The following is an 18,517-nucleotide window of genomic DNA, read 5'->3' as shown; positions in this document are numbered from 1 at the left end:
GGCTCAGGCCTCCGGGTCGAAGCGCGGGAAGGCGAGGTCGCCGGCGTAGCGGGCGGCGTCGCCGAGCGCCTCCTCGATGCGCAGCAGCTGGTTGTACTTGGCGACGCGCTCGGAGCGGGCCGGGGCACCGGTCTTGATCTGGCCGCAGTTCGTGGCGACGGCCAGGTCGGCGATCGTGGTGTCCTCGGTCTCGCCGGAGCGGTGGCTCATCATCGAGCGGTAGCCGTACTGGCCGGCGAGGCTCATCGCGTCGAGCGTCTCGGACAGCGTGCCGATCTGGTTGACCTTGACCAGCAGCGCGTTCGCGGCGCGGCGCTCGATGCCCTCCTCGAGCCGCTCGATGTTGGTGACGAAGAGGTCGTCGCCGACGATCTGGACGCGGTCGCCCACGTCCGCGGTCATCCGCGCCCAGCCCTCCCAGTCGTTCTCGCCGAGCGGGTCCTCGATCGAGACGAGGGGGTAGGCGTCGAGGAGCTCGGAGTAGTAGGAGCTCATCTGCGCGGCGGAGCGCTTCTGGCCCTCGAAGGTGTAGGTGCCCTCGGAGAAGAGCTCGCTCGCGGCGACGTCGAGGGCGAGGACCACGTCGCGGCCGAGGGTCAGGCCCGCCTGGCCGACCGCGGTGGCGATGAGGTCGAGCGCCTCGCGGTTGGTCTTCAGGGACGGGGCGAAGCCGCCCTCGTCGCCGAGCCCGGTCGACAGGCCGTTCTGCTTCAGGACGGACTTCAGTGCCTGGTAGACCTCCGCGCCCCAGCGCAGGGCCTCGCGGAACGTCTCGGCGCCGATCGGCGCGACCATGAACTCCTGGATGTCCACCCCGGAGTCGGCGTGGGCGCCGCCGTTGAGGATGTTCATCATCGGCACCGGCAGCACGTGCGCGTTCGGTCCGCCGATGTAGCGGAAGAGGTCCAGCTCGGCCGACTCGGCGGCCGCCCGGGCCACCGCGAGGGAGACGCCGAGGAGCGCGTTCGCGCCGAGCCGGGACTTGTCGGGGGTGCCGTCGAGGTCGATCAGCTTCTGGTCGACGACCCGCTGCTCGGTGGCGTCCATCCCGACGATGCCCGGGCCGATCTCGTCCAGCACCCCGGCGACCGCCCGCTCGACACCCTTGCCGAGGTAGCGGCCCTTGTCGCCGTCGCGCAGCTCGACGGCCTCGTGCTCGCCGGTGCTCGCGCCGCTCGGGACGGCCGCGCGCGTCAGCGTGCCGTCGTCGAGCGCCACCTCCACCTCGACCGTCGGGGTGCCCCGGGAGTCCAGGATCTCCCGCGCGCCGACCTGCTCGATGACCGCCACGGGCTCCGCCTCCATGCTGATCGCTGTTGGTCGGGCGCCGACTCTAACCGCTCCTCGTCCGTGATCGAGGTGCGCCACGCAGCGTCACACCCCGCGGGGCCCGGTTCAGCTCTCGCGTCCGGCGCGTTCGGGTCCTACCGTGCGGGAATGTCATCGGAGCGCAGGGCGGCGAACTTTCCCGAATCCGGTGTCACGGCCTTCCGGCGGGCGGAGCAGCTGCTCGACGACCGGCGGCCCCTCGACGCGCTGAAGGCGCTGGGCACGTTGCCCGAGACCGAGAGCGAGGCCGCGTCGGTGCAGCTCCTCGCCGCGCGGGCGTACCTCGCGTCGGCCCAGCTGCGCCGCGCCGAGGCCTCGTTCCTCCGGGTCCTCGAGCTCGACCCCGCCGACCACTACGCCCGGTTCGCCCTCGGTCGGTGCCTGCAGCGCCAGTCGCGCCTGCCCGAGGCCCGGGCGCAGCTGCGGATGGCCGCCGCCATGGACCCGCGGCCCGAGTACCAGGAGGCGCTCGGGGAGGTCAGCGCGTCCATCGCGCTGCGTCGCGGGGCGTGAACCCCCGCCCCGGTAGGCAGGAACGGCCCCGGTGGCAGGAAAGCGTCGTTGCTGTCGTCCGGTGACAGCAACGACGCTTTCCTACCAGGGGGAGGTGGCTAGGGCGTCGTGCTGTTCGCGTACGCCTGGGCGGCTGCGTAGACCCGGCGGCCGTAGTCGTCGGAGAAGTTGTACGAGAGCACCGCGTCGCGCCAGCCCTCGCCCGTCGCCAGGTCCCGGTTGCCGGCGCAGAGGTAGCGGCCGGCGGTGAACGCGGCGTCGTAGATGTTGTTCGGGTCGGCCACGCCGTCGCCGTTGCCGTCCGAGCCCCACCGCGCCCAGGTGGACTCGATGAACTGCATCGGGCCCTCGGCGCGGTCGTAGTTGCCGTCGCTGCCGGCGATCGCCCGGTTCCCGCTCGTGCCGTCGAGCGGGACACCGATGATCGGGGGCGTCACCGCGCCGTTCGGGGCGATGCTGGCGCCCCGGTAGCGGCCGTGGTTCGACTCGATGCGCCCGAGCCCCGCGATGGTCACCCAGCTCAGGTGACAGCCCGGGTCGAGCTTGCGCATCGCCAGGTCCGCCATGCCGTACGCCTGCAGCGCGATCGGCGGGATGTTCGTCCGCGGCGCCAGCCCGTTCGCCCAGGCCGAGATCGTCGGCGGCCGGCCGGCCTGCGGCGTCGACGTCGAACCGGGCAGCAGGGCCGAGGGCGGCGCGATCGCGTTCGGCTGCCCGACCGTGTTCAGGTCGACCTGCGCCGGCGCCACCTCGAGGGCCGGGATCTCGTCCGCACCGGCGTCCGTGCGCCCGAACCGGCTGCCCTGCTGGAGCACCACGACCGTCCCGACCACCGCCGCCACCAGCACGAGCACCAGCGCCAGTCGCCCGAGTGCGGCCGTGTGCTTCTTCGGCGGCTCCTTCGGCGTGCGCGGCGGGGGCGGCCCGCCCACGGGGGGCAGCAGGTCGATTCCCGACGACGGGGACGACGTGCCCGTCGGGCGCGGGGACGGGGTCGGGCGGGGCCGGGGCGTGGGCCGCGGGCGGACCGACGTGGTGGCCGACGTGGTGGTCGGCGCCTCGGGCCGGTCGCCGGGACGCCACGGTGGCGGCCCCGGGTCCGGCGGAGTGGTGGTGCCCCGGGCGGAGGCGGCCGCGCCGGAGGGTGCCGGGCCGGCGGGTGCCGCGCCCGCGGGGGCCGGAGCGGCGGGTGCTGCGGCGACGGGGGCCGTCGGGACCCGGAGCCCCCGGGAGCGCCGACGTGGCCGGGTGTCGGACGGCCGGTCCGGGGACGTCGCGGCGAGGGCCTCCGCCGGGGAGCCGTCGACGGTCGCCGGTGCCGAGGGCGGGGCGGTCGTCGGGTCGCCGGGAGCGGCTCCCGCGGAGGGCGCCCCGTCGGGGGCGGCCGGGTCGGGAGCGGCCGTGGGGGGAGACACCCCGTCGGAGGGAGCCGTTCCGCCGGGGTCCTCCGTGGGCGCCGTCGCCGCGAGCGCGACCGCCGGGGTCGCGGGCGGGACGGCGGGCGGGACCACGACCCCGGGGCCGGCGTCGAACCACCCGACCGCCGCCGGGCCACGCGACCCGACGTCGGGACGTGGGAGGCGTTCGGTGTCCGCGTCGAGCCGCGGCCCCGGGGAGGGACGCCGCAGGGGCGCCGTGACGTCGTCGGGCTCGCCGTCCTCGTCGGACGGGCCCGCTCCGCGGTGGGAGTCGACGCTCGTGCTCATCGCGGAGAAGGTTACGGGCCGGTCACCGTGATCTTCCCCCGGCCCGACGACGGGGCGATTCTCCCGCCGGACGACAGCAACGACGCTTTCCTCCCGCGTGTGGGAGCGGCTCACCCCTCGAGCAGCGCGCGACCCCAGTAGTCGCCCGGATCGCCCGCCCGCACCCCCGGAGGGCAGGCGAAGAGGGCCGACGAGGTGTGCCGGATGTACTCGTTGAGCGCGTCGCCCCCGCCCAGCTTCGTCTGGAGCGTGACGAACTGGGAGGGCGAGCGCATGAACGCGACGAAGAACAGCCCGGCGTCGAGCATGCCCGTCGTCTGATCGATGCCGTCGGTGTAGGAGTAGGAGCGGCGCAGGATCGCGGTGCCCCCGTTGTTCTCCGGGGCGGCGAGCCGCATGTGGGCGTTGAGCGGGATCGCGGGGGTCCCGGTCGCGAGGGTCTTGCGGAAGTCCGGCGCGGTGAACTCCTCGCCCCCCGACAACGGCGCCCCGGTCCCCTTGGCCCGCCCGAACACGTCCTCCTGGTCGGAGAGGACGTCCCGGTCCCAGGTCTCCAGGATCATCCGGATCCGGCGGGACACGAGGTAGGAGCCGCCGGCCAGCCAGCCCGCGTCCGGCACGTCGGCGGGATCGACCCACACCGAGCGGGACATGGCGGCCGGGTCCTCGACCTTGAGGTTGCGCGTGCCGTCCTTGAACCCCATGAGGTTCCGGGCGGTGACCTGGCTGGTGGAGGTCGACGACGTGCGCCCGAAGCCGAGCTGGGTCCACCGGGTGACGACGGTGCCGCGGCCGAGGCGCGCCAGGTTGCGGACGACGTGGAACGCGACCTGGGGGTCCTCGGAGCAGGCCTGGATGCACAGGTCGCCCCCGGAGATGGCCGGGTCGAGGGTGTCCCCGGGCAGGGCCGGCAGCACCGCCAGCTCGGCCGGCCGCTTCGCGCCCAGCCCGAAGCGGGCGTCGAAGAGCCCGGGCCCGAAGCCGACGGTGACCGTGAGGTTCCCCGGCGCCAGGTCGAACGCCTCGCCGGTGTCGGCGGGCGGGGAGTTCTGGTCGTCGTTCTCCCCCGGGACCGGTCGGCCCGCGGTCATCGCCTCGGCCGCGGCGCTCCAGGTGCTGAGCAGGGCGACGAGATCCGCCCGTGTCGAGCCGGGCACCACGTCGAACGCGGCGAAGGCCAGGCGGTCCTGCGCGGCGGTGTCGATCCCGGCCTGGTGGTCGGCCCGGAACGGCACCACCGCGGGCGGCGGCGCGGTGTCGGTGGAGCAGCCGGCGAGCACGCCCCCGGCCGCGCCGGCGCCGGCGGCGACCAGCCCGGCGCGGCCGAGGAACCGACGTCTGCTGAGCGTCACGCCACCTTCCCAGACACCTGGGAGAGCGGCTCGGCCAGCGCGTTGACCCGGTCGGCGAGCACGCGGCGCTGCTCCTCGCTCACGGTCGAGTAGTCGACGTAGGCCGGGATGCCGGGCGCGGACTCACCACGACGGAACGGGGTGAGCTCGTCGGTGATGCCGGTGAAGCGCGCCTGCAGCTGGGTGGCGAGGGCCGGATCCTTGGCCTGCAGGGACGGCTTGAGCAGCTCGAACGCCTGCTGCGCGCCGGCGATGTTGGCGTCGAAGTCGGAGAGGTCGGTGTGCGAGAACGCGTCCTCCTCCCCCGTCACCTTCGAGGTCGACACCTCGGTGAGCAGCTCGCTCGCACCGTTGGCGAGCTGGGCCGGCTGGTACTCGGCCCCGGCCACCTGGGCCTGCAGCTTCGCGATGTCGGCGTCCAGCTTGTCGGCGTACGGGGCCATCCCGGCGGCGGTGTTCTGGGTCCAGAGCGACTTCTCGATGCGGTGGAAGCCGGTCCAGTCCTGCCCGGGCTCGACGTCGGGCTCGCGGAGGTCGATCGCCGGGTCGAGGTCGCCGAAGCTCTCCGCGACGGGCTCGATCGTCTCGTAGTGGTAGCGCGCCGGCGCGTAGAGCGCCTGGGCGCGGGCCACGTCGCCGGCCCGGACGGCGTCGGTGAACGCCTTCGAGGCGGGCACGAGCGCGGCGACCTGGTTCTCGACGTACTGCTTGTAGCCCGCGGTCGCGGTCGCCAGCGAGGCGTCGACCGGCGCCTGGGACTGCCCGCCCTGCCCGGTCACGGTCAGCTCGGCGGTGTCCTGCGCCGCGCCCGGGCAGTACACGGTGTAGGTGCCCGGGTCGAGGCGCAGCGAGAAGTCGCCGGAGATGCCCTCGGTGATGTTCTCCTTCTCGCCCAGGATGCGGTTGTCCTTCTGGATCTCGCCCTCGGTGACCTTCGCGGTGCCCGAGTTGGTGACGGTGAAGGTGACCGGCCCGGCGGGCACGCTCGCCGGGTTCGGGGCGCACCCCGCGTCGGACAGGGCGAGCGCGACCTTCGCCTCGCTGCCGCCCTGCGCGTCGTCCCCCCCGGACGAGCAGGCGGCCGCGAGGCCGGCGACGACGACGAACGCACCGGCCGCAGCCAGGGTGCGGAGGGCAGGACGGGGCACGGGACGGGCCTTTCTCGACGACGGGAGGGAGGACTCAGGCGGCGGCCGGGGCGGCGGTCCGGGAGCCCGCCGGGCGGCGCGTCGGCCACAGCACGAAGATCAGCATCGGCACGAGGTAGAGCACCCAGACCACGGTCTCGATCAGGGTGGGTTCCGGCTGGATACCGAGGACGCCGGTCAGCAGCGAGGCGATCGGGGTGCCCGGCTGCACGATCGCCGAGAGGTCGGCGACCGGCTCCTGCCAGACGTTCACCCACGTGGCCTCGTGGGCGGTGTGCACGGCGCTGACGAGCAGACCGGCGGCGACCAGCACCAGGAACACGGCGGTGACGGTGAAGAACCGGGCGAGGTCGATGTGCACCGCGCCGCGGTAGATGCCGTACCCGAGCCCGATCGCGATGAGGATGCCGAGCAGGGCACCCCCACCGGCGGCGACCGGGCTGGTGGAGGACCCGAACGCGGCGAGCAGGAAGACCGTGGTCTCGAAGCCCTCGCGCAGCACCGCGAGGAAGGCCATCCCGACGAGGGCCCACGTCGAGCCCTTCGCGAGTGCGGACTCCGCCGCGGCCTCGAGCTCGCCGCGCATCGACCGCGCGTGCTTGCGCATCCACACGATCATGTAGGTGATCATCGCGACGGCGACGAGCCCGATGACCGTCTCGAGACCCTCCTGCTCCTGCTGCGGCAGGTCCGCCGACACCGCCTCGAGCACCACGGCGACCGCGATGCAGATCAGCACCGCGAGCGCGACACCCGCCCACATCGGGCGCAGGGCGGCGCGGTCACCCCGGCGGCGCAGGAAGCCGCCGACGATGCCGACGATGAGTGCGGCCTCCAGACCCTCACGGAGTCCGATCACGAACGTCGCCAGCACCGCCACGCCTCCCGGTCTCTCGCGCGGCCGGAGAAGCCGCCCACGCCGCCGGGAAGTCTTAGGTTTGCCTCACCTCGTCGTCAAGCCATCCCGCGACTCAATGCGACACAATCTGTCGCCTGGACGGGCTACGCCTGGGAGGAATCGGGCAAAACAGTCACTGCCAGTGCTGGCGCCAGGTCGATCCGTCCACCGCAGCCCCGCTCGGGAGGCCCGCTTCGCGCAGCCTGGCCTCAGTGGCGCGCAGGTGGACCCCCAGTGCGGTCGCCGCAGCCCGCAGCTCGCCCTCGGGGTCACCTCCCGCCAGGTAGGCGGTCGCCACCGCGGCGGGCACACCCTCGGGCACGGCCGCGGCGAGCAGGTCAGGCGGGACACCGGCCCGCTTCGCCCGGCTGACGTACTTCGCGAGCAGGGCGGCGGCGGGCTGGGCCTGGGCCACCCCGTCGAGGATCGACTCCCGCTGCTTCTCGGTGGCCTTGAGCTCCTCCCAGCGGCGGTCCTGGTCGCTCGCGGTGGCCACCGACTCGCCGTCCGCGAACACGTGCGGATGCCGGCCGACGAGCTTGGCCACCAGCTCGGCCGCCACGTCGTCGACGTCGTATCCCTCGGCCTCCGCCGCCACCCGGGCGTGGAAGAGCACCTGGAGCAGCACGTCACCGAGCTCCTCCCGGCTGGCGGCCACGTCGCCCGCGGCGAGCGCGTCGTAGAGCTCGTAGGTCTCCTCCACGAGGTAGCGCAGGAGGCTCTCGTGGGTCTGCTCGGCGTCCCACGGGCAGCCGCCGGGTGAGCGGAGCCGGTCCATGACGGCGACCGCGGTGAGCAGCTCGGCGCCGGCCGGCGCCTGCGGGTCCGCCACGGGGACGAGGACGACCGCGCCCGCCGGCGCCGACCCGGCGTCGGGAACGGGGACGGCACCGAGGTCCGCGGCGAAGCGTGCCGCGACCGGCTCCGGCAGGGACGGGTCGAGCAGCACCGCGGGGGCGGCGGCGACGAGCCGGACCGCGCCCGCCGGCAGGACCGCGCCGAGCCGGGGGTCGACGGGGACGGTGATCGGCTCGTGGTCGGCGGGGAGCGTCACGGGGCGGTGGGGGCGAACGTCACGGTCGGGGCGAGCGGGACGATGGCACCGGCGGCCGACGGCGGGGCGACGACGCGCACCTGCGTCGGGTCCCACGTCCCGTAGCGCGGGTTGACCTGCACCCCGATCTCCGCGGCGACCGGTTGGATCGCGCGCAGCCCGAACTGGATCATCGTGCGGGTGTCGACGAGGGCCGCCGGCACGGTCGAGCCGGTCGGCGCCGGGGCGTTCAGGGAGCGGTCGCGGACGCGGACGACGGTCCAGGGCTGGGTGGTCGGGTCCGGCTTCGGCGCGCCCGGGGTGGAGTCCTGCTGCGGGGCGGAGATGCTCACGGTGCGACCGGGCAGGCCGAAGAGCAGCGACGACGCGGTGCGGACCTGGCCGCCCTGGGTGGTGCCCGGCCGCAGCGTCGTGTCGAGGATGCGGGCCTCGGCGGGGAGCGTGGCGAGCGGGCCGGGACCGGGGTCGGCGGCGAGCTGGGCCGCGGCGCGCTCGGCGGTGGTCTTGTCGGCGAAGGTGCCGACGTCGACGGTCACCTGCAGCCGGTCGAACTGCCGGCGGCCGATCTCGGCGACCGCGAGCTGATCACCGATGAGCTGGCGCAGGGTGTCGAGGTCGTAGCCCGCGGCCGCCGCGGCCTGCTCTCCCCCGGCCGCCGCGACGCGCTGCTCCACCTCCGCGGGGTCCACGACGACGCCCTCGCGCCGACTCGCCTCGGTGATGACGTCGTGGAGGATCGCGGTGGTCAGCAGCTCGCGGCTCTGGTCGGCGAGCGTGGTCGCGTCGAGCCCGGAGCTCTGCCGGCCCTCCTGCTGCGCCTGCTGGTCCAACGCCTGTGCCAGCGTCGGGGCCGCGGTCCGGAGCCGCTGGTCGACCAGGTCCGAGGAGATGGTCATGTTCCCGACGACGGCCGCCGTCCCGGCACCCACCTGGGGTCCGTTGGCGGTGGAGCACGCGGTCAGGGCGGTCAGCGCGACCAGTGCGAGGACGATCCGGCGCAGCACGGGCGACACCTTCTCATGGTCACGCGACCCCGACGCGCGCCAGCCACTCCCGGGCCGCCCCGATCGGGTCGTCCGGGTGCGCGGTGAGCGCGACGGCGAGCAGCAGCCGCGTCTGCCACGGCGACAGGTCCCCGGCGAACAGCGCGCCGGCCCGGGCCAGCTCGGCTCCCCCACCCGCGTACAGCCCGGCGACGGGCCCCGACCCGGTGCGGCTTGCCACCGCCACCGGGATCCCCCGCTCCAGCAGCTCCTTCGCCTTCCCGACGACGGGTGGGGTCGCGTTGCCCGCCCCGAACGCGGCGATGACGACGCCCCGCGCCCCGGCGTCGGCGGCCGCGGTGATCGCGTGGTCGTCGGCACCGACGTACTGCGCGACGACGTCGACGCGCGGAAGGGTCGGGGGCGGGTCGGCCAGCGCCGCCGGCGGGGCGACGGCGTGCTCGCGGACGTGGTGGGCGTCGACGTTCGCGAGCGGGCCCCGGCCGGGCGCGGCGAAGGCGGTGAGCGCCTCGGCGTCGACCTTGCGGACGCCGACCGCCGGGAACACCTGACCGGCGAAGGTGACGGTGACCCCGGGCCGACCGTGCGCGGCCCAGCGCAAGGCCGCGGCGAGGTTGCCGGGGCCGTCGGGGGCCGGGTCGTCGAAGGGCCGCTGGGCGCCGGTGATCGAGACCGGTGTCCGCCCGTCGTGGGTGAGGGCGAGCAGCACCGCGGTCTCCTCGAGGGTGTCGGTGCCGTGGGTGAGCACGACGCCGTCGTGGTCCGCGCACGTCGCGCGCACCGTGCGGGCGAGGGCGGCGAGGTCGTCGAGCGTCGCCGCGAAGGAGAGCCGTCCGGCCGCGTCGACCGGCGTGACGTCGAGGTCGGTGCGGGCCGCGCCGAGCAGGTCCGCGGCCGTGGCCGACACCGCCCGACCGTCGGCCGTGGCGCGGGTCGCGATGGTGCCGCCGGTGGCCAGGAGCGCGAGTCGGGTCACGGCGCGTCACCCTAGGCGGACATCACTCCCGGGGGCGGGTATCGACCGGGCCGGAGACGGGAAGCCCGGCCCGTGAGTGACAACGACCGTCCCGACACGCCGTTCGAGAAGCGCCCGACCACCGACGAGAAGCCGGCGGGTGGCCGCACACGGCTGCCGGTCGGGGCGATCCTCGGCGGCTTCCTCGCCCTGCTGGTGATCCTCGCCGTGATCCTGTTCATCGGCGCCTCGTGCACCGCGGGCGGCGGCAACGGGCAGACCACCGGGACGGCGTTCCTGCTCCTCCTGGGCGGGCCCTGACCCGGCCGCCGCTCCCGCGCCCGCGAGACATACACCAGGCAGGCCCCGACGCTCCGGACCCTGTCTGACGTCACCCTCGCGACGAGCCCGGCGGGCCTACACGCCGGCGGGGACCTTCGCGGCGGCGGGTCGCTCGCCGTAGAGCGCGACGAACAGCTGCTCGCACCAGGCGAGGAGCTCGAGGTCGCGCAGCGGCGGGGCGCCCATCTTCACCGGGCCCTTCTGTCCGCCCGCGCCCGACGAGCCCTCGGTCGGCTTCGGCAGCGACAGCGTCTGCGAGGCCGCCTTGAGCTGGGCGCGCGGGTGGAGCCGCTTGAGCCGCATCTGGGCGGACTCGGGCAGGTCGACCGGGGCGAACCGGATCTGGTTGCCCTGCCCCGACACCTCGGTGATGCCGTAGCGGCGGCACGCCTGCCGGAACGCGGCGACCGCGAGCAGGTTGGTCACCGGCACCGGCGGCTCGCCGTACCGGTCGACCAGCTCCTCCTTCACCGCGTCGAGCGCCGCGGCGTCGCCCGCCTCGGCGATCTTGCGGTAGACGTCGAGGCGCAGCCGCTCGGTGTCGACGTAGTCGTGCGGCACGTGCGCGTCGATCGGCAGGTCGACGCGGACCTCGGCCAGCGGCTCGTCGTCGTCGCCCGCGGCGTCGGTGTGCTTCTTGAACGCCTCGACCGCCTCGCCGACCAGCCGCACGTAGAGGTCGAACCCGACGCCCGCGATGTGGCCGGACTGCTCGGCGCCCAGGATGTTGCCGGCGCCGCGGATCTCGAGGTCCTTCATCGCGACCGCCGTGCCCGCACCCAGCTCCGAGTGCTGCGCGATCGTCGCGAGGCGCTCGTGCGACGTCTCGGTCAGCGGTTTGTCGTTCGGGTAGAGGAAGTAGGCGTAGCCCCGTTCGCGCCCACGGCCGACGCGGCCCCGCAGCTGGTGGAGCTGGGAGAGCCCGAGGGTGTCCGAGCGCTCCACGATCAGCGTGTTCGCGTTGGAGATGTCGAGGCCGTTCTCGACGATCGTGGTGCAGACGAGCACGTCGTGCTCGCGCTCCCAGAACTCGTTGACCGTGCGCTCGAGCCGCTCCTCGGCCATCTGGCCGTGCGCGGTGGCGATGCGCGCCTCGGGGACGAGCCGGCGCAGCTTCGCGGCGCTGTCGTCGATCGAGGACACCCGGTTGTGGATGTAGAAGACCTGCCCGTCGCGCAGCAGCTCGCGCCGGATCGCGGCCGCGACCTGCTTGTCGTCGTAGGCGCCGACGTAGGTCAGTGTCGGGTGCCGCTCCTCGGGCGGGGTGAGGATCGTCGACATCTCGCGGATGCCGGCGAGGCTCATCTCCAGCGTGCGCGGGATCGGCGTGGCCGACATCGAGAGCATGTCGACGTGGGCGCGCAGCCCCGTGATGTGCTCCTTGTGCTCGACGCCGAAGCGCTGCTCCTCGTCGATGACGACGAGCCCGAGGTCCTTCCACGTGATCCCGGTCTGCAGCAGGCGGTGGGTGCCGACGACGACGTCGACCGCACCGTCCGCCAGCCCCTTGATGGTCTGGTCGGCCTCCTTGTTCGGCGTGAACCGGGAGAGACCGCGGACCGTCACCGGGAAGTTGCGCATCCGGTCGGTGAACGTCTGCAGGTGCTGCTGGGCCAGCAGCGTCGTCGGGACGAGGACCGCGACCTGCTTGCCGTCCTGCACCGCCTTGAACGCCGCGCGCACCGCGATCTCGGTCTTGCCGTAGCCGACGTCGCCGGAGATGACGCGGTCCATCGGGACCGCCTTCTCCATGTCGGACTTGACCTCGTCGATCGCGCTCGCCTGGTCGGGCGTCTCGGTGTACGGGAACGCGTCCTCCATCTCGCGCTGCCACGGGGTGTCCGGGGCGAAGGCGTGGCCGGGCGCGGCCTGCCGGGCGGCGTAGAGCTGGACGAGCGAGGCGGCGATGTCCCGGACGGCCTTGCGGGCCTTCGACTTCGTCTTCGACCAGTCCGAGCCGCCCAGCTTGTTCAGCGTCGGCAGCTCGCCGCCCACGTACCGGCTGATCTGGTCGAGCTGGTCGGTGGGTACGAACAGCCGGTCGGATGCCTGCCCGCGCTTCGAGCTGGAGTACTCCAGCACCAGGTACTCGCGGGTGGTCGCGGCCTTGCCCGTGCCGGTGGTCCGCTGGGTCATCTCGACGAACTTGCCGATGCCGTGCTGGGCGTGGACCACGAAGTCGCCCGGCTGCAGGGTCAGCGGGTCGACCGCGTTGCGGCGCTTGACCGCGGCGCGCTTGGTCGGCGCGTCCCCGCCCGTGCTGCGGGCACCGGTCAGGTCGGCCTCGGTCACGACGACGAGGCGGCTCGCCTCAGCGACGAACCCGTCGGCCAGACGGCCGCGGGTGACGACGATGCTGCCGGGCCGCGGGACCGCCTCCCCGCCGACGACGGGCACGTCCTCGCCGACGAACTCGCGCAGCTGCTCGACCGCGCGCTCGGCCGTGCCCGCGGCGGGCAGGACGACGAGCGCGGCGCCCCCGGCGGCCGCGTGGGCCCGCAGGTCGACCGCGGCCTCCTCCCAGTCGCCGCGGTAGGAGTCGACGCCGGCGATCCCGGTGCGCAGGACGCGGACGCCGTCGCTCGTGACCGAGTCGTCCGCCAGATCGGGATCGGTGGCGAGGCTCGAGAGGGTCCACCACGGGTGGCCGGCCTCGCGGGTGTTGGCCCGGACGACGTCGAGGTCGCGGTACGCGGAGGCGCCCAGGTCGATCGGGGCGCGGCCGTCGGTGGAGTCGGCCGCGACGAGCCAGCTGGCCTCGAGGAACTCCTGACCGGTGCGCACGAGGTCGGCTGCGCGGCGCGCCACCCGCTCCGGGTGGCAGATGACGACCGAGGAGTCGTCGGGAAGGAACTCGGGCAGCAGCCGCAGCTCGCCGGGCAGCAGCGCCGGGATGAGGGACTCCATGCCCTCGGTGGGGATGCCCGCGGCGACCTTGCCGAGCAGCTCGCCGAGCGCGGCGTCGTTGCCGTGCACGGTGTGCAGCTCCGCGGCACGCCCGCGGACCTCGGGGGTGAGCAGCAGCTCGCGGCACGGCGGGGCGACGACCTCGGTGGGACGGCCGGAGCCGTCCTCGCGATCGGGCAGCGACCGCTGGTCGGCCACCGAGAAGCAGCGCATCTCGGAGACCTCGTCGCCCCAGAACTCGATGCGCACCGGGGACTCGGCGGTCGGCGGGAAGAGGTCGACGATGCCGCCGCGCACGGCGAACTCGCCGCGCTTCTCGACCATCTCGACGCGCGCGTACGCGAGGCCGACCAGGCGCTCGGACAGCTCGCCCAGCTCGATCTCGACGCCCTCACGGAGCACCACGGGCTCGAGGTCGCCCAGGCCCGGCACGAGCGGCTGGATCAGCGAGCGCGTGGCGGTGGTGACGACGCGCAGCGGGCGCTCGCCCGGGTGGGCCAGGCGCCGCAGGATGTCGACGCGGCGCCCGACCGTGTCCGCCCGCGGGGACAGCCGCTCGTGCGGCAGCGTCTCCCAGCTGGGCAGGTAGGCGACGACGTCCGGCCCGATCAGGTCGCCGACCGCGGTGGCCAGCTCGTCCGCCTCGCGCTCGGTGGCGCAGACGAGGAGCACGGTCCGCCGCGCCCCGGACGCCAGCGCGGCGCCGAGCAGGGGCCGCAGCGCGGTGGGCCCCTCGACGGCGGCGTCGCGGCCGGCGGCGTCGACGACCTCGCGCAGGCCGGGATCGGCGAGCACGACCGCGGTGAGTTCGGACAGAGCAGCGGGAGACACCCGGGAACCGACTCCTGAGCAGGTGGGGAGGATCGTTGGCCAGTCTACGAGAACACCCCGACGGCCTCCGGCCTTCCCCGGTGACCCGTGAGGTGGGCGACGATGGCTCCGTGGCCCGCCCCGATCCCGCCCCGGACCCCGACCCCGGCCGTGCCGGCTGGTCGGCCGGGCGTCGCCGGGACCGGGACACCCGCCGTCCGGAACCTGCTCCGACGCGGCGCCTGACCGGGCAGGACGCCGACGACCCCGGCCCGCGCAAGATCACGGTCACCCGCGTCGCCGCGTGGCGGACGCGGAACCTGACGCGCGCCGGCGTCCGGGCCTTCCACCGTGCGGCCTCGGCGGACGGTGCCGACCGCTCGGGGCTGACCGCGCTGACCTACGCGTGGATGGCCAACTACGCCTCCGACGCCGCGCTCGCCGTCGCGCTCGCCAACACCCTGTTCTTCTCCGCGGCGAGCGCCGAGTCCAAGGACAAGGTCGCGCTCTACCTGCTGATCACGGTCGCGCCGTTCGCGCTCGTCGCGCCGGTGATCGGCCCGCTGCTCGACCGCGTCCAACGCGGCCGCCGCTGGGCCCTCGCGATCTCGACGGCGGGTCAGGGCGTCCTCGCGGTGGTCCTCGCGCTGTTCATGGACACCTGGGCGCTCTACCCGGCGGCGCTCGGGATCCTCGTGCTGTCGAAGTCGTTCGGGGTGCTCAAGGCCGCCGTGACCCCGCGCGTCCTGCCGCCGGGCATCACGCTCGTGACCACCAACTCCCGGCTGACCGTGTTCGGCCTCGTCGCCTCCGGGGTGTTCGGAGGGATCGCCGCGGGGGTCTCGTACCTGGCCGGCTCGCCGGGCGCGGCCTGGCTGACCGCCGGGATCTGCTTCGCCGGGATCTGGCTCTGCCTGCGCATCCCGCGGTGGGTGGAGGTCACCGAGGGCGAGATGGAGACGGTGCTGATCCCCCGCCCGCGCACCGCGGCGGAGCCGGGCCGTCGAGACCGCCCGGGGGCCCGGCCGCGGGTGCGGATGAGCCGGCACGTCGTCACGGCGCTGTGGGCCAACGGCACGATCCGGGCCCTCACCGGATTCCTGACCCTCTTCGCCGCGTTCGTCGTCAAGGCCCAGACCGAGGGCACGCCCGGCCGTCAGCTGCTGCTGCTCGGCGTCGTCGGGGCGGCGGCGGGAGCCGGTGGGTTCCTGGGCAACGCCCTCGGGGCCCGACGCCGCTTCGACCGCCCGGACCTGCTGCTCATCACGGCGTTGTGCGCGGCCCTCGCGTCGACCGTGACCGCCGCGCTCGTCGTCGGGCTCGCGACGGCGGCCGTGGTCGGCCTGGTCGGCGCGACCGCCTCGGCGCTGCTGAAGGTCTGCCTGGACGCGGTGGTGCAGCGGGACATGCCCGAGGCGGCGCGCGCCTCGGCGTTCGGGCGGTCGGAGACGATCCTGCAGCTCACCTGGGTGTTCGGCGGCACGCTCGGGGTGCTCCTGCCCCCGACCTGGTGGATCGGGTTCACGGTGATCAGCGCCGTGCTGGTGATCGGTACCGTGCAGACCGTGATGACCTCGCGCGGCCGCTCGCTGCTCCCCCGCCGTCCCGCCTGATGCTCGCGCGGTTGCGGGCGGTGCCCCGCTGGGTGTGGATCGCCGTCGTCGTGGTCGTGGTCGTGGTCGCCGCGGTGGTGGTCGTGCTCGTGGTCACCTCCGGGCCGGACGACCCGGGTGACGTCACCTTCACCGCCGGCCCGGCGTCCGTGCAGGCCGAGCCGACGGTCTACTGCGACCTCATGGTCACCGACTGCGAGACCGACCCGTCGAACGTCGCCACGCTGCCGCTGCCGGCCGGGGTGGCGGTCGACCTGACCATCCCCGACGCCGTGCTCGCGACGCCGTGGCAGGTCGCCTTCACCTACCTCGACGACACCGGCGCGCAGCAGAGCGGACGCAGCCAGGTCTTCGCGCCGAACGCGCGCGGCTCGTTCCGCCTCGTGCTCCCCGACCCCCGCTGGCGCCTCCAGCGCGTGGAGGTGCAGCAGTTCGGGGCCAGCCAGACGATCACCCCGCAGGGCAGCCTGTTCTCCACCCGGTCCACGTGGGTGCTGACCGCGGCGGGGGCGGCCTGAGCCGCCTTGTCGCGGACATTCGACCGACCGGTCCCACCTTGTCGTTGTGATTCACAACGACAAGGTGGGCACGGCAGGGTGGAAACCCGCGACAGGGCCGGAGCCGCCGTCGGGACCGCTCAGCCCTCGAGCTCCCGGGCGACGGCGCGGACGACCTCGGCGAGCTTCTTCGTGTTGCGCCGGTCGGGGTACTTCCCGCGCCGCAGGTCGGGCTGGACCTTGATCTCGAGCAGCTTGATCATGTCGTCGATGAGCCCGTGCAGCTCGTCCGGTGAACGACGCTTGGCCTCGGCCACCGACGGCAGCGGGTCGACGAGGCGGACCTGCAGCGCCTGCGGTCCGCGACGCCCCTCGGCGATCCCGAACTCGACGCGCTGACCGGACTTCAGGGCCTCCACCTCACGGGGCAGGGAACCCTTGGGGACGTAGACGTCGGCGCCCTCCTCCTGGGAGAGGAACCCGAACCCCTTCTCGGCGTCGTACCACTTGACCTTGCCGGTCGGCACCGTGCTCACCCGTTCTCTCGTCGACGAGAACGCGCCCCGGCAGAGTGCCGGAGCGCATCGGTCCATCGTATCCCGCACGGGTGACCGGGTCGTCGGAGATCGCGGGCGCGCGTCCTCTCCCCGCTACGCCGTCGGTGCCGCCGCCTCGAGACCGAGCAGCTCCACGGCGGTCGCGCGCATCTCGACCTTGCGGACCTTGCCCGTGACGGTCATCGGGAACTCCTCGACGACGTGCACGTAGCGCGGGATCTTGTAGTGGGCGAGCCGGCCGGTGGCGAACTCCCGGACCTGCTCGGCGGTCAGCTCCGCCACCCCGTCGCGCAGGCGCACCCACGCCATGAGCTCCTCGCCGTAGCGCGGGTCGGGCACCCCGATGACCTGCGCGTCGAGGATGTCGGGGTGGGTGTAGAGGAACTCCTCGATCTCCCGCGGGTACACGTTCTCGCCGCCGCGGATGACCATGTCCTTGATCCGGCCAGTGATGTTGACGTAGCCCTCGTCGTCCATCACCGCGAGGTCGCCGGTGTGCATCCAGCGCGCCCGGTCGATCACCTCGGCGGTCTTGTCGGGCTGCTCCCAGTACCCGAGCATCACCGAGTACCCGCGGGTGCACAGCTCCCCCGGCGTCCCGCGCGGCACGGTCAGCCCGGTCTCGGGGTCGATCACCTTCGACTCGAGGTGCGGCATCGTGCGTCCGACGGTGGAGACGCGGCGGTCGAGCGAGTCGTCCGCGCGGGTCTGGGTGGACACCGGCGAGGTCTCGGTCATGCCGTAGGCGATCGTCACCTCGGTCATCCCGAACCGGTCGACGACCTGTTTCATCACCTCCACCGGGCACGGCGAGCCGGCCATGATCCCGGTGCGCAGGGAGGAGACGTCGTAGTCGCCGACGTCGGGCAGCGCGAGCTCGGCGATGAACATCGTCGGCACGCCGTAGAGCGAGGTGCAGCGCTCCTCGGCGACGGCGGCCAGCGTCAGCGCCGGGTCGAAGCCGGGGGCCGGGATCACCATCGTCGCCCCGGAGCTGGAGCACGCGAGGTTGCCCATCACCATGCCGAAGCAGTGGTAGAAGGGCACCGGGATGCACACCCGGTCGGTCTCGTCGTAGCCGCACATGCGGCCGACGAAGTAGCCGTTGTTGAGGATGTTGTGGTGCGAGAGCGTCGCGCCCTTCGGGAACCCGGTGGTGCCCGAGGTGTACTGGATGTTGATCGCGTCGTCGGCCGACAGCTCCGCCTGCACCGCGCGCACCCGGGCGACGTCCCCGTCGGTGACGAACAGCGACCGCCACGCGTCGGAGTCGGTGATGACCACCGTCTCGAGCGCCGCACAGTTCGGCCGCACCTGCTCGATCATCTCGGCGTACTGCGAGGTCTTGAACGACCGGGCCGCCACCAGCAGCCGCACCCCGGCCTGGTTGAGCACGAACTCCAGCTCGTGGGTGCGGTAGGCGGGGTTGATGTTGACCAGGATCGCCCCGACCTTCGCCGTGGCGTACTGCAGCAGCGTCCACTGCGCGCAGTTCGGTGCCCAGATCCCGACCCGGTCGCCCTTCGCGATCCCCAGGTCGAGCAGCCCGACCGCCAGCGCGTCGACCTCCGCGGCGAACTCCGACCACGTGTAGCGCAGCCCCTGCGCCCGGTCGACCAGCGCCTCGCCGTCGGGGAAGGCGGCGACCGTCCGGTCCAGGTCGTCGCCGATGGTGTCGCCGAGCAGGGGCACGTCGGAGATACCGGACGCGTACGACGGGACAGCGGGGGCGCTCACCGGGTGACCTCCATGACGGACTCGATCGTGGTCCGTCTCACGATCGCACGATGCACCGACAGCGTGAAGCCTCGGCGACCCGGCCACCGCCGTCG

Annotated in this window: 15 protein-coding genes; 4 read left to right on the top strand and 11 right to left on the bottom strand. The window is 73.9% G+C overall.

What is annotated here, in order from left to right:
* Positions 1-3 precede the first annotated feature (3 nt).
* The gene (eno, locus tag QSK00_RS23900; RefSeq protein WP_285594831.1) at positions 4-1,290 is read right to left on the bottom strand and encodes a phosphopyruvate hydratase; all 1,287 of its coding nucleotides are present in this window, start codon (positions 1,288-1,290) and stop codon (positions 4-6) included.
* Positions 1,291-1,437: 147 nt separating this feature from the next.
* Between eno and QSK00_RS23895 the strand changes: the two genes are divergently transcribed.
* Positions 1,438-1,842, top strand: a complete 405-nt coding sequence (locus tag QSK00_RS23895; RefSeq protein WP_285594829.1) for a tetratricopeptide repeat protein — start codon at positions 1,438-1,440, stop codon at positions 1,840-1,842.
* 98 nt (positions 1,843-1,940) lie between these two features.
* Here the strand turns inward: QSK00_RS23895 and QSK00_RS23890 are convergent, their stop codons facing one another.
* The 7 genes from QSK00_RS23890 to QSK00_RS23860 all read right to left on the bottom strand — a co-directional run bounded on the left by QSK00_RS23890 (position 1,941) and on the right by QSK00_RS23860 (position 9,980).
* Positions 1,941-3,548, bottom strand: a complete 1,608-nt coding sequence (locus QSK00_RS23890) for a lytic transglycosylase domain-containing protein (RefSeq protein ID WP_285594828.1) — start codon at positions 3,546-3,548, stop codon at positions 1,941-1,943.
* A gap of 110 nt (positions 3,549-3,658) precedes the next feature.
* The gene (gene efeB, locus QSK00_RS23885; RefSeq protein ID WP_285594826.1) at positions 3,659-4,900 is read right to left on the bottom strand and encodes an iron uptake transporter deferrochelatase/peroxidase subunit; all 1,242 of its coding nucleotides are present in this window, start codon (positions 4,898-4,900) and stop codon (positions 3,659-3,661) included.
* Complete coding sequence (gene efeO / locus QSK00_RS23880) at positions 4,897-6,048, bottom strand: iron uptake system protein EfeO (RefSeq protein WP_285594824.1); 1,152 nt, start codon at positions 6,046-6,048, stop codon at positions 4,897-4,899. Before efeO ends, efeB begins: the two co-directional genes overlap by 4 nt.
* A gap of 34 nt (positions 6,049-6,082) precedes the next feature.
* The gene (efeU, locus tag QSK00_RS23875; protein ID WP_285594822.1) at positions 6,083-6,928 is read right to left on the bottom strand and encodes an iron uptake transporter permease EfeU; all 846 of its coding nucleotides are present in this window, start codon (positions 6,926-6,928) and stop codon (positions 6,083-6,085) included.
* Positions 6,929-7,079: 151 nt separating this feature from the next.
* On the bottom strand, positions 7,080-8,000 hold the full coding sequence (locus QSK00_RS23870; RefSeq protein ID WP_285594820.1) for a nucleoside triphosphate pyrophosphohydrolase: 921 nt from the start codon (positions 7,998-8,000) through the stop codon (positions 7,080-7,082).
* On the bottom strand, positions 7,997-9,004 hold the full coding sequence (locus tag QSK00_RS23865; protein ID WP_285594818.1) for a hypothetical protein: 1,008 nt from the start codon (positions 9,002-9,004) through the stop codon (positions 7,997-7,999). Before QSK00_RS23865 ends, QSK00_RS23870 begins: the two co-directional genes overlap by 4 nt.
* A 19-nt stretch (positions 9,005-9,023) precedes the next feature.
* Entirely contained in the window at positions 9,024-9,980 is a 957-nt protein-coding gene (locus QSK00_RS23860; RefSeq protein ID WP_285594816.1) for an asparaginase, read from the bottom strand.
* 72 nt (positions 9,981-10,052) lie between these two features.
* Between QSK00_RS23860 and QSK00_RS23855 the strand changes: the two genes are divergently transcribed.
* Entirely contained in the window at positions 10,053-10,280 is a 228-nt protein-coding gene (locus QSK00_RS23855; RefSeq protein WP_285594814.1) for a hypothetical protein, read from the top strand.
* Positions 10,281-10,376: 96 nt separating this feature from the next.
* Here the strand turns inward: QSK00_RS23855 and mfd are convergent, their stop codons facing one another.
* Entirely contained in the window at positions 10,377-14,039 is a 3,663-nt protein-coding gene (mfd, locus tag QSK00_RS23850) for a transcription-repair coupling factor (RefSeq protein WP_285594812.1), read from the bottom strand.
* Between the two features lie 110 nt (positions 14,040-14,149).
* Between mfd and QSK00_RS23845 the strand changes: the two genes are divergently transcribed.
* Both QSK00_RS23845 and QSK00_RS23840 read left to right on the top strand, forming a co-directional pair.
* Positions 14,150-15,631 carry an MFS transporter gene (locus tag QSK00_RS23845; RefSeq protein WP_285594810.1) on the top strand — a complete coding sequence of 494 codons (1,482 nt, stop codon included), beginning with the start codon at positions 14,150-14,152 and terminating at the stop codon, positions 15,629-15,631.
* Positions 15,631-16,149, top strand: a complete 519-nt coding sequence (locus QSK00_RS23840; protein ID WP_285594808.1) for a DUF2771 family protein — start codon at positions 15,631-15,633, stop codon at positions 16,147-16,149. The genes QSK00_RS23845 and QSK00_RS23840 overlap by 1 nt, the downstream gene beginning before the upstream one ends.
* 119 nt (positions 16,150-16,268) lie before the next feature.
* Here QSK00_RS23840 and QSK00_RS23835 read toward each other — a convergent pair whose 3' ends face one another.
* Both QSK00_RS23835 and QSK00_RS23830 read right to left on the bottom strand, forming a co-directional pair.
* Positions 16,269-16,655 (bottom strand): cold-shock protein, encoded by a 387-nt coding sequence (locus tag QSK00_RS23835; protein WP_285594933.1) that lies wholly within the window; start codon positions 16,653-16,655, stop codon positions 16,269-16,271.
* Positions 16,656-16,778: 123 nt separating this feature from the next.
* Positions 16,779-18,422 carry an AMP-binding protein gene (locus tag QSK00_RS23830; RefSeq protein ID WP_285594806.1) on the bottom strand — a complete coding sequence of 548 codons (1,644 nt, stop codon included), beginning with the start codon at positions 18,420-18,422 and terminating at the stop codon, positions 16,779-16,781.
* Between the last annotated feature and the right edge of the window lie 95 nt (positions 18,423-18,517).

The sequence above is a fragment of the Actinomycetospora sp. NBRC 106378 genome (assembly GCF_030269685.1).
In the GTDB taxonomy this organism is placed as follows: domain Bacteria; phylum Actinomycetota; class Actinomycetes; order Mycobacteriales; family Pseudonocardiaceae; genus Actinomycetospora.
This window is presented reverse-complemented; position numbering and strand designations above follow the sequence as displayed.